The organism is Pseudoalteromonas sp. Isolate6 (assembly GCF_022398435.1).
Classification (GTDB): domain Bacteria; phylum Pseudomonadota; class Gammaproteobacteria; order Enterobacterales; family Alteromonadaceae; genus Pseudoalteromonas; species Pseudoalteromonas galatheae.
The window spans coordinates 1-11,867 of sequence record NZ_JAKEVK010000143.1 but is presented as its reverse complement, the minus strand read 5'-3'; the positions used below and the strand labels follow the sequence as shown (position 1 = coordinate 11,867).

Below are 11,867 nucleotides of genomic sequence, written 5' to 3'. Positions count from 1 at the left end.
GATTTAAATTTAAATAAGAAACAAACCGAAAATAAAACGAAAGAATATGAAAGATATTTTTCTTGCGTTCAAAATAAAACTGCCGTAATAATAACCAAAAATAACATTTCGTTTTTAACAACAAGAGTGAACAACTAAGAGGTTATTATGGGTGATCTAAACCGCCGGCGATTTCTTCAATCAATGGCTGCTATCGCAGCAACAAGCGCAGTGGTTGGCTGCGCAAGTAACAATAATAAGACGCCGCTTACACCAAAGCCACAAGGAAATTCAGTTCAAGGTCTAGTCGTACCGAAACTGGATGTCGTGCGAGTGGGCTTTATTGGTGTGGGTCAACGTGGTGTTGGCGCGGTAAAACACTTTTGCCATCTTGATGGTGTCGAGATCAAGGCCATTTGCGATACGCACCAAGAAGTCGTCGATAGAGCCGTTAAAATTGTTGTCGACAAGGGTTTACCCAAGCCAGCAACTTATGGCAAGAGCGATATGGACTATCGCCGCATGTTGGCGCGCGATGACATTGATATTGTGATCATCTCTACGCCTTGGAAATGGCATACGCCTATGGCGGTAGACACAATGGAAAGTGGCAAACACGCTTTGGTTGAAGTGCCAGCTGCAGTAACCATAGAAGAAGCGTGGCAATTGGTAAATACCGCAGAGCGCACGCAAAAGAACTGCATGATGTTGGAAAACGTTTGCTATGGCCGCGACGAGCTGATGGTATTAAACATGGTTCGCCAAGGGCTATTCGGTGAGTTACTACACGGTGAAGCGGCTTATATCCATGAACTTCGTTGGCAAATGAAAGAAATTGAGCATAAAACCGGCTCATGGCGTACACACTGGCATACCAAACGCGACGGTAATCTCTACCCCACTCATGGCTTAGGCCCTATTTCTCAATATATGAATATCAACCGTGGCGATCGCTTCGACTATATCTCGTCCATGAGTTCCCCAGCACTTGGTCGTGCAGCCTATGCCAAACGTGAGTTTCCAGCAAATCATGAACGAAACCAACTGAACTATATTGCTGGAGATATGAACACCAGCATCATTAAAACCATCAAAGGTCGTTCGATCATGGTACAGCACGATACCACTACCCCACGCCCTTACTCCCGCCATAATTTAATTCAAGGTACTAACGGCGTATTTGCAGGATTCCCCAACCGCATCGCGCTTGAAAACGGCGGGAGTAAGAGCTTTCACGAGTGGGATTACGACATGAATGATTGGTACGGCAAATACGATCATCCACTTTGGCAAAAAATGGGGGCTGAAGCTGAGCGCAACGGCGGCCATGGTGGCATGGATTTCTTAATGTTCTGGCGCATTATTTACTGCCTTCGTAATGGCGAGCCGCTAGATCAGGATGTTTACGACGCAGCTGCTTGGTCAGCGGTCTTCCCTCTTTCAATGGACTCAGTTGCAGACAGAAGTAATAGCAAGGACTTCCCAGATTTCACTAGGGGCACATGGCGCACTGCAGCACCACTAGGCATTGTCACATAACTAACCAAAGGTTAAATACGTTATCTATAGCAAGTACTAACAATGCCTGAATAAGCGCTCGTATAGCGGGCGCAATAATAACAACACTCAACAGGACAACAAGATGAAACACACTCTAAAACTGTGTGCTGTGGGATTGGCCGTGAACTGTGCCCTGTCCCAATACGCGCATGCACAGGAAACAGAACAGAACAGCGGATCCGACGAGCAAGATAAAGCCAAGCAACAAGTCGAGAAAATTGAAGTACGTGGCGTACGTTCCAGTATCAAAGAGTCACTCTTTCTCAAGAAAAACGCCGTCGGCGTAATGGATGCCATCGTTGCCGAAGACATTGGTAAGTTCCCAGATCAAAACCTAGCTGAAGCGCTACAACGAATGACGGGTATCGCTATTACCCGTAACGCAGGTGAAGGACAAAACGTCACAGTGCGGGGTCTTGGCGGGGACTTTAACGTTACCACCATCAATGGTCGTAGAATGGCATCTGAACACACTAGCCGTGACTTTAACTTCGATTTGATTGCGCCTGAGATGGTTCAAGCATTAGAAGTGTACAAATCACCACAAGCACAAACGCAAGAAGGGGGGATTGGTTCAGTCATCAATATAAAAACCCGCCGACCGTTAGATATGGATGGTTTTACCCTCGCCGGAAGTGCCAAAGCTATTTACGAAGAACGTACCGGCGATACCAACCCTCAAGCCTCCTTCCTCATTAGTGATACCTTTTTTGACAATACCTTTGGCGCGCTATTCACCGCCGTTTATTCAGAGCGAACACAACGCGAAGACTCCTACGAAGGACAAGGATTTTACGATCCAGAAGAAAATACCGATGTGCGAGTCCCAGTTGATAGTAACCGAAATGGTGAGCTAGATGAGGGCGAGAAAGTACATCCATCAATGATCCCAGGATATGTACGCTACTCGAACTGGCAAGACGAACGTGAGCGCATTGGTGCAAGCCTCGCCTTACAATGGCGTCCAACGAATGATATTGATGTCACCTTTGATAGCTTATACTCAAGCTACAAAACCGACGGTGAAAAATATCAAATCTCTTTCGTCACCTATGATGAACCTTGGACACCGGGGATCCCAGCAGTAGGTGAGTTAAAATTTAATGAAGATGGCAACGTCAACTACATTGAGTTAGTCGATGGTGCAATGGCTGAGCTACTGAACGTCTCTGAGCCTCGCAATACCGACACTTGGCAGGCCGGTCTTAACTTCAAGTGGTATGCTACCAGCGATCTAACGCTTGAATTTGACGTGTCTAAGTCCCGTGCTGAGCGGATCAATGATGGCGACAACCGCTACATTGTGGCACGTGGCTTTGTTGATACTATCACCATAGATCAAACAGGCGACAACCTCCTGCCAGATGTGACCATGTCACCAGCACTTAATGCCGATCAACCCTTTGGTGCTCATTACAGCTACAACTATGGCACGGAAGTGATCAGTGATGTTGAAGAGTTAAGGCTCGAGGGAACATTTATTCCAGAATGGGAATTTGTCAAAGACATCAAGTTTGGCTTTCATTACGGAAAGCAAACTAAAGGCAGAGACGTAAGTAAATCAAATAACCCATCGATGTTTAGTAATGGTGGGGCTTATTTTAAAAACTCAGATTACGACAGCTTTGATAATTCAAGCGTAGAAAAGCTCGGTGGCCTTAACTTATTTAGACTACCCGCAGATGTACTTGTTCCCGCCAACTTTGATAACTTCCTAGATGGTGAGCCGGGCATGCACCCTGCACCGTGGGCCAGCTTCGACTACGACAAACTCTATGCTTTTTATCAATCCATTAATGCCCAAGCCGCAGATGAAAAAATTAGAGCTTCCAAGAGTCCTAAAGATTCCTACGAGCTTTCTGAGTCAACGTTTGCACTTTATTTAGAGACCAATCTAGTCGGCGAGCTGTCGGAAATGCCTTACAACTTAAACCTAGGCGTAAGAGCAATCAAAACCGAGATCACCTCTGATGGCTACGTTTTTGATTACCCAAGTCTGGTATACAACGTAGAAGAAGACGAAGATGGCGATATTATCTATCGCATAGAAGGGGATATTGCCGATTATTACTCCGATTCTTACGTAGAAGATGACTACACTGATGTACTGCCTAGCATGAACTTTAAGTTAGAAATAACAGACTCACTGTTATTTAGAACCAGCGCGGCTAAAGTTATCACCAGACCTAGCATCGATTTTCTAACCCCATATAGCTCAATTAATTTCAGTAAGTTTGAGCTTAACCTTGCCAACCCTGGGATCAAGCCACTTAGAGCAGACCAACTTGATTTGGGACTAGAATGGTACTTCTCTGATTATGGTGCGCTCACCTTTGCAACCTATTACAAAGACATTAAATCGGTTATCGCTCAGGGACGTATCGGTACGATAAAAGTAGGTAAATTCATAAAAGACGGCGTTGAAGTTGACGGTCCGGAATTTACCCAAGTATCTCCACGTTCAGAAGCAGGAGCAGAGATCAAAGGTTTCGAAATTGCTTACCAACAGTCGTTTGAGGAATTGCTACCAGCACCATTTGATGGCCTAGGTATGCAAATCAACTACACATTTACGGATAGTAAATACGACGACCCCGAAAAAGACGAGCTACCGTTCGCTGGAATGTCTGAGCATTCTTACAATGCGGTTATCTATTATGAGAAGGATGACTACCAAGCGCGTATCGCTTACAACTGGCGAGATGATTACCTGAAGTATCCAGATGCGTGGGGCGGCCCAGAATGGGCAGCGGATTATGGTCAATTTGATTTCAGTGCCAGCTATAATCTTACTGCAAAGACACGGATTGACCTAAACGTGACCAACCTCACCAATGAGCGTCAATGGTCATATATTAAAACCCAAGAGCAAGTGAGCCACTTGAGCCGTTACGGCCGCAGTATCAGTTTAGGCATTAACACTTCTTTCTAAATCAATATGGGGCAACGCGCCCCATTCAAGGAACTTAAGATGAAGAATACAATAATGACACCGATACTGCTGTGCGCCTCGCTATTTGCTTCAGCACAAGAGGCTTATATCAGCAGTTACGGTAATGCTTGGGTCAACAACGATATTGACGCCAGCAGGCAATATATAACTCAAGCCGGAATTGCCCCATGGCAAGATAAGCAGCTTAGATTTAATCACTATTTTTATGCCAATAACGTTGGCACCTATACCCTCTTTTTACACCTTGAGAAACCAAGAGCACCAAGTACATTGCTGGTAAAGCATAACAATAAACAAGTGGCGCTTAACCTCGATAGACAAAGCCCGACTAAGGTTAAAGTCGGTGACTTTGCCGTGACGCAAGTTGGCTATCAAACTGTCCAAATAGCCGGTGACACATTAGCCAAAGGGCGAAACAGTACCTTTCCCGCCATTACCGGGCTCAGTCTCGATGGTGAGGCCATGACCCCTGCACCTAACTATGTCAAAGAAGACTTTTACTGGGGTCGTCGCGGCCCTTCAGTACACCTTTCCTATACCGTACCTGACAAAAAGGACTATAACTGGTTTTACAACGAAGTAACGGTGCCATCTGGCTACGATCCACAAGGCTCGTATTTTATGGCGAATGGTTTTGGCGAAGGTTACTTTGGTATTCAGGTCAACTCGCCCACCGAGCGTCGCGTGCTGTTTTCGGTTTGGAGCCCATATCAAACCGATGATCCGAGCACGATTCCTGACAATCTTAAAATCAAATTACTCGCTAAAGGCGAAGGCGTTTACGTCGGTGAATTTGGCAATGAAGGTTCTGGAGGACAAAGCTATTTACGTTATAACTGGCAGCCTGATACGACATATCGCTTTTTAGTCAATATTGAGCCCAGTACAATTAATGCAGGCCATACTGAGTATCGAGGCTATTTTTATGCGCCAGAAACCGGTCAATGGAAGCTGATCGCAGCCTTTAGCCGCCCTGAAACCAATACCTATGTTGCAAGACCGCATAGCTTTTTGGAAAACTTTTTACCCGAAGCCGGACAGCTTGAGCGTAAAGCATTTTATAACCGTCAGTTTTTGCGTGACACCCAGGGTAACTGGGTTGAGTTAAATCAAGCTAAATTCACTTATGACGCCACCGCCAGAAAAGGGTCGCGTTTGGATTATCAAGGTGGTGAGGAGCAAAACCGGTTTTACTTACGTAATACAGGTTTCTTCACGGGACCCACGCCTTACCTCAGCGAATTTACTCGCCCAAGCAGCAATGATGCGCCGGTGATCCCATGGCAGTCACTACAGGCACACCCTTAATTTAAATGATAGCTTCTCTCTGGTCGGCCAATGCTACCGTAGCTTTGGTCGGCTTTTACTTCTTCTATACTAATTAACCAAAGTCTCGAGATAATTAAAGCTTTCCCCTTCGAAAAACAGAAATAGATATAAAACACACCAAAAACCATCACATTAATAAAACAATACACTCAATAAATTTAAATTTGGTGTAATTCCAACCACTTAGATCTAAATAAGAATTATTTTCAAAAAGACCGTTGACAGTTCTACAAATCTAACTGATAATCAATATCAACAAGACGAGAGTGACGGCTCAACTTGTTATCACAATAGTTTCTTGACCCGAAACAAGGCTGGTATCCACAACTACCAAAGGACGTTAGCAGGCACTTGCATTGCTCCTCGTATTTAGACGCTAACTCCACTTTTACTTGCTACATTGCTCATATCGGTGACGGTAGATATGAAATCAAAAAGCCCTGCTCAGGGCTTTTTTTATGTCCAAAGTTTATTTTTACTTCGGTATTTGCTAGAAAAATAGCCACCCTAATATTAATGAGAATTATTTTCAAAAAAGTATTGACTCATTGTTAGATCTAACTGATAATCACTATCAACAAGACGGCAACGTGTTGTTTCGCCAACTCAGTTAGTAAGGTTGATAGTTGTAAAGCCCTGTCTACCAGATGTACTCGCTATCTTGAGATTGGCATTGGTACTCTAGTTTGTTTCTCGACCCTGAAACACGGCTGGCCAACGTTAATGGCTTGAATGAACTTAATTCAGTCGCCCCTAAACCTGACTAAGTTTATTCTCACAATTTACTTGCTACATTGCTCATATCGGTGACGGTAGATATGAACGTAAAAAGCCCTGCTCAGGGCTTTTTTTATGCCCAAAATTTATATCTACTTTCAGCGCTTACCGAAAAACAACCACACAAATATTAATGAGAATTATTTTCAAAAAGATGTTGACCCAAGGGTAAATCTAATTGATAATCAATATCAACAAGAGGACATACTCTTGCTGATTCGACCCTGAATCGTGTTGTCGGTGATGTGCTACAACGCCCCTTGATGTGTATCACTGGCAACCACTTTTTACTTGCTACATTGCTCATATCGGTGACGGTAGATATGAATCAAAAAGCCCGGCTCAGGGCTTTTTTTATGCCTACATTTTCTATCAGCGTTTATTCAGCTGTAATGTCGTGTAATCGTTTTCTTTTATTAGAATCCGTATCATTCTATTTTTCCAAAAATAACAATAATATGAACGCTCGACGCTACCGTTATAACATGTTGTTAAGCCTGCTGCTGCTGGTAGGGTTTATTTTCACCAGCTGGATAAGCATCGAGCACGCTAAACAGTCGTTGTATAAAGGAGTGAGCGATGATGCTCTACCACTCACCAGCCATCTGATTGATTTAGACATCCAAAAACGGCTGCAAGCTCCAATCATTATTTCTCAGCAAATGGCAAATAACGTCTTTATTAAACGTTGGCTAACGTCTTCACAGCAAGACCCTACGCTTATTTTCAGCTACTTAGAAGGTACTCGAGCATTACATCACGCAAAAACGAGCTTTTTAGTGGATGACAAGAGCCTCACTTATTACCACTTTGATGGTAACTCCCAGCAGTTAGACATCCGTGCCAAACAAAACGATTGGTATCGAGAAAGCCTGCATAACGATACAGATTATGCGCTCAATGTTGATATAGATCCAAGAGACAACAACGAAGCTATTGTTTATGTTAATCATAAAATAAAACAAAACAACGATGTAATTGGTGTTGTTGGGGTTGGTATCTTATTGGCTGATTTACACAATTTAATTGAACAATACGAAGCCAGTTACGCGCGCAAGCTGTATTTTATTGACCACAAAGGCAGGCTATTATTTTTTAACGATCAAACTCTATCTGGCACCAGTATTCATGACCGTTTTCCAACCCAAGCAACGGCGCTGCTCAATCAATCTGAATATCAATTTCAGTTGGAAACCGACGACCATGCCGAGTTTGTTCATTCGCGCTATTTGGACTCAATAGGCTGGTACTTAATTGTTGAGCAAACAATAGATAAATCAAGTGGAATAAGCGACATCCTCACAACCAATTTATGGGTAGGGAGCCTCGTCACCCTATTAATATTGGCCGTGGCGCAGTTGACGTTTAATCATTATCAAAAACGCTTAGAAAAAATGGCGAAGTACGACAAACTCACCGATACCTTTAATCGTCAAGCCTTCGAGCCCCTGCTTCAGCACCATTTAGCGAAGGCGCGCACCCAATCAACCCCTGTAGTGATGTTGATGATGGACATTGACCACTTTAAACAAGTGAACGATCAACATGGCCATGTGGTAGGCGACAGAGTGCTGCAATGCTTCTCGAACGTATGTAAACGCCAGATAGAAAACAGCGGTTTGCTGTGCCGCTGGGGAGGCGAAGAGTTTATGGTATTGCTACCCAAAGCAACGTTAGAGCAAGGAATTGCGATTGCTGAGAAGATCCATGTTGCACTAGAGCAGGCCGAATGTGAGGTCAAAGTGACAGTCAGTATTGGCGTTGCACAATACCATATTGATGAATCAGAAGATGGTTTTATAAAGCGCGCCGATGCCGCGCTCTATCGTGCCAAACAAGGCCGGAATCAAACCAAATTCGCCGCTTAGCGGCGATTCTTACGCGCTCTTGCGCGGCGCTGACGTTTTTCGTCTTCACGCGCAGCCTTTTTGGCCTCAGCTTGTGCTCTTAGTTCAGCAACCATTTCCTCTTCCGACTCACGCATTTCCGGTGTTTCCATCGTGATCTGCCCAATAACAGCATCGCGCAGTTCGTTGATTAAAATCTCAGACATCTTATGCGTATCGACCTGATTGCCACCCTTTACACAACCGCGCTTGCGGCCAGCCATTTCGATAAATGTCCAATCACAGTCCGGTAATTCGTCGAGCTTGTAACGTGCTTTTAAAAGCTCTGGATATGCACCTAGCAGATATTCAGCGGTGTAACTCGCCACTTCTTCATAATTGATAGCCGTATCGCGAATAGCACCCGTTGCCGCCAAACGATAGCCCGAGTTTTCGTTCTCAACCTTTGGCCACAACATACCCGGCGTATCGTAAAGCATAATGCCGTCTTCAAGCTTAATACGCTGTTGCGCTTTAGTTACCGCAGGTTCATTCCCGGTTTTTGCAACAATTCTGCCGGCAAGTGTATTGATAAGCGTCGATTTACCCACATTTGGAATACCCATGATCATGGCTTTTAGCTGCTTATCTTGACCCACTTTATGAGGTGCAAGCTTTTTGCAAAGCGCATTAATACGCTGTACTTCATTCGCCTTATCATGACCAAACGCCAGCGCTTTTACACCGCTCTCACGTTCAAAATACTCCATCCACTGCTTGGTCAGTTCAGGATCGGCAAGGTCCGCTTTGTTCATGATTTTGATAACAGGCTTATCACCGCGTAACTGCCCTACCATCGGGTTTTCGCTACTATATGGAATACGAGCATCCAGCACTTCAATAATGACATCCATCTGCGGCATGATCTCTTTGATCTCATTGCGCGCTTTATTCATATGCCCTGGGAACCACTGTATTGCCATTATAACCACCTGTATTAATTAACTTTAAAAGCTCATATGTTGAATACCTTGCCAAACTCACACCTACCATAGCACCATTCATACGAAGCAAGAGATAAGTAAAGGATACAACATAGGGTACTAAACGCTTTTAACACAGCAGCAGTACCTCATCACTAAGTTAGCTATTCTACTATAAATTGACAGAATTGGGTTAATGGCCATGAATTCTGTTTAATTCATGTATCACGCTCAACATTCCTGTCCATATATCGCTGTTATGCGAAAACTTGAAAGTTGCAATATAAGGCAGCCAAAAATAGCAGAAAATACCGACACTATGTTTGTGAAGGATCTTTGCTACAACCGTTATATTTGCTAGGTGTGCCGAAATAATATACGCTTTGTTACTTAACGAAAAACATAGCTCAAAAATGTTGCACTTTTGTTTCTTTTTGTTACCATTTCACGTTAATAGGTTCGGAGTTGGCGGAGAAGCAAAGCGTGTAAAGCAAGACTCGTTTACTGCTTCTTTAACATTCGTATAGTAACGATATTATGTTAAGGATATAACGGCGTTGTTTTTCTTTAAAAATAGCATTTCAGGGGATGACCTTCGCGCGCTTAGAAAACGAAAGGGAGTCACCATGCAACAAATGGCAGATAAAATTGGTGTATCTCTCAGGACGATCGAAAATTGGGAAACCGGTGTCGGCCAACCAAGAATTAACCAATTTTTAGAAATATGTATTTATTGTTCGGTTGATATCAAAGGGCTTATCACTCAAATTAAACAGAGTGAAAAAGAGCAAGAAGATATAAAAAATAGAGATTAATGATGAAGAATTTGATGTCGGAATTTATCGCTCGTTTTTTAAGTATTGACTCAAAAAAAGATAATAAGGCTCTCCAAAGGTTGCAGTGTAAAATGGATGCAAAATATGTTTCCGGAGGGAGCGGCTCTGAAAACAGCGAGCGCCCTAGAAAAGAAGCTATAGCCATTAACCAGCTGATAGAACAGCAAGACGCAGATAGACTAGATGATGCTTTAGTTAATTTCGTTAAAGGTGGAAGTAACGCACATAATAGTGGTAAGCCTAGAGGGGCTAATACTGACTCTGGCGTTAGACCACAGACGGAAGTTGTTTTGACTAACCTCCAAGCTAAAGTTGTTAGTGGAGGGGGAAGTGGTACAGAAAATGGTGAAAGGCCTAGAGAAGCCAATAAAGATTCAGGCAACGACTAGGTAAAATTAGGTTAAGGTATGAAATATTTATTAGCGCTGTTTTTTATCCCATTTAGCATATTTTATTTTAACTCTGAGTTGGATCAAGTAGTAATGCTTGCTGCGATTGCAGTTATAGGTGTTATTTACTATTCGGATGTTAATATTCGCCATATATGCTTTGTGTTGTTCTTTACACGGATTGTTGGTTTTTCAATATTATATTTTAATCTTTTCGCTCTAGGCGATGACTCTCTCCAGCTCTGGAAAAATAACCGCATATACTTGATACACCTTTTCATAGATGTAGTTTCATTTTTACTAATTGCCTTCCGTCCAATGCTCTCTCGAAATTGGTTAGTTAAAAAAGGCATAGAAACAAAAGAAGTCGTAATGACTAATGCTGATATGGCATTGATGACAGTATTTTTATTATTTATTGGTGTTGATTTTTTAGCATTTGCAGAAAACTTGATCCGAAACCTAGACTATTTAGGAGTTAATCAAGACTTTGCCAAGCAGTTTTGGGGTTGGGATTGGGTGTTTTATAAATACTCTTCAATGAAGAGTATCTTGTTAGGTCTTGAATTAGCGGCCGTTTTATCAATCACAACTAAAGTGGCTAGACAAAACTTTTCTAGAAAAAAAGCTGCGGCTTAGTAGCGCATGCTTAAAATAGTCGGGCTTTCAAGTTGAAGCCTGACTTACTTCTTTTATTACCATTCCGGCGTTTCTACGCGACAATGCTTAAGTGATATTAGTCAAGGAAGGATGTTCAATATGTCCTCCTGACAGACTTCGACGCCCATCCATAGACTAAGACTTACTTTTCTTTGATGCCTAAAGAAGAGGCTATACTTCACTCGAAAAACATACTTCTCGGCGGGTAAACCGCCTCCCACAAAACTATTTAGACTGTGAGCTTGGAGGCTACGCTGATAGTTTTTGTAACCCTTGCAAACGGCTTAATCGTAAAAATCGTAGACGATCTCACAAGCAACTTATTCCCCCCTCCATCACACCCGAGAGGCATAGGCCGATATGCAATGTGCCGACAGGATGTCGGCCAAGTCTTGTCTGGCACAGGGACGTGCCTTACAAGACGGTTGCGATACCAATTGTATTAGGTAAATGAGCAATTTGAAGCGGAGAAATAGCTTTAGTAGCTAGGCAAAAATTTTGCTATTTAGTTGTTCTAAATGAGAAATTTTTAACGACGCTAATATGGTATTTCACCCTTCAAATTGATTGGAGAC

General features: G+C 43.0%; 8 protein-coding genes. 7 read left to right on the top strand and 1 reads right to left on the bottom strand.

Annotation, left to right across the window (positions count from 1 at the left end; translation table 11 throughout):
* Positions 1-147 precede the first annotated feature (147 nt).
* The 4 genes from L1D50_RS16580 (at position 148) to L1D50_RS16565 (ending at position 8,466) form a co-directional block, all read left to right on the top strand.
* Entirely contained in the window at positions 148-1,518 is a 1,371-nt protein-coding gene (locus L1D50_RS16580; protein WP_128725735.1) for a Gfo/Idh/MocA family oxidoreductase, read from the top strand.
* Between the two features lie 103 nt (positions 1,519-1,621).
* On the top strand, positions 1,622-4,471 hold the full coding sequence (locus L1D50_RS16575; protein ID WP_239966442.1) for a TonB-dependent receptor: 2,850 nt from the start codon (positions 1,622-1,624) through the stop codon (positions 4,469-4,471).
* A 39-nt stretch (positions 4,472-4,510) separates the two neighbouring features.
* A complete protein-coding gene (locus L1D50_RS16570; protein ID WP_128725737.1) occupies positions 4,511-5,800 on the top strand; it encodes a DUF3472 domain-containing protein in 1,290 nt (429 codons plus the stop codon).
* Positions 5,801-7,056: 1,256 nt separating this feature from the next.
* Positions 7,057-8,466, top strand: a complete 1,410-nt coding sequence (locus L1D50_RS16565; protein WP_128725738.1) for a sensor domain-containing diguanylate cyclase — start codon at positions 7,057-7,059, stop codon at positions 8,464-8,466.
* Here the strand turns inward: L1D50_RS16565 and ylqF are convergent.
* Positions 8,463-9,407, bottom strand: a complete 945-nt coding sequence (gene ylqF, locus L1D50_RS16560; RefSeq protein ID WP_039493363.1) for a ribosome biogenesis GTPase YlqF — start codon at positions 9,405-9,407, stop codon at positions 8,463-8,465. The two genes, L1D50_RS16565 and ylqF, sit on opposite strands and share 4 nt — an antisense overlap.
* Positions 9,408-9,964: 557 nt before the next feature.
* Between ylqF and L1D50_RS16555 the strand changes: the two genes are divergently transcribed.
* From L1D50_RS16555 to L1D50_RS16545, 3 genes are read left to right on the top strand one after another with little or no spacing between them, the layout of a single operon-like run.
* The gene (locus L1D50_RS16555; protein WP_119231831.1) at positions 9,965-10,222 is read left to right on the top strand and encodes a helix-turn-helix transcriptional regulator; all 258 of its coding nucleotides are present in this window, start codon (positions 9,965-9,967) and stop codon (positions 10,220-10,222) included.
* Positions 10,222-10,632 carry a hypothetical protein gene (locus L1D50_RS16550; protein WP_239966440.1) on the top strand — a complete coding sequence of 137 codons (411 nt, stop codon included), beginning with the start codon at positions 10,222-10,224 and terminating at the stop codon, positions 10,630-10,632. The genes L1D50_RS16555 and L1D50_RS16550 overlap by 1 nt, the downstream gene beginning before the upstream one ends.
* Positions 10,633-10,650: 18 nt before the next feature.
* Complete coding sequence (locus L1D50_RS16545; RefSeq protein WP_239966439.1) at positions 10,651-11,271, top strand: hypothetical protein; 621 nt, start codon at positions 10,651-10,653, stop codon at positions 11,269-11,271.
* The last annotated feature ends 596 nt before the right edge of the window (positions 11,272-11,867 follow it).

Coding starts and splice junctions, on each gene's coding strand:
- L1D50_RS16580 (WP_128725735.1), top strand. CDS start 148: ATGGGTGATCTAAACCGCCGGCGATTTCTTCAATCAATGGCTGCTATC.
- ylqF (WP_039493363.1), bottom strand. CDS start 9,407: ATGGCAATACAGTGGTTCCCAGGGCATATGAATAAAGCGCGCAATGAG.
- L1D50_RS16575 (WP_239966442.1), top strand. CDS start 1,622: ATGAAACACACTCTAAAACTGTGTGCTGTGGGATTGGCCGTGAACTGT.
- L1D50_RS16550 (WP_239966440.1), top strand. CDS start 10,222: ATGATGAAGAATTTGATGTCGGAATTTATCGCTCGTTTTTTAAGTATT.
- L1D50_RS16570 (WP_128725737.1), top strand. CDS start 4,511: ATGAAGAATACAATAATGACACCGATACTGCTGTGCGCCTCGCTATTT.
- L1D50_RS16545 (WP_239966439.1), top strand. CDS start 10,651: ATGAAATATTTATTAGCGCTGTTTTTTATCCCATTTAGCATATTTTAT.
- L1D50_RS16565 (WP_128725738.1), top strand. CDS start 7,057: ATGAACGCTCGACGCTACCGTTATAACATGTTGTTAAGCCTGCTGCTG.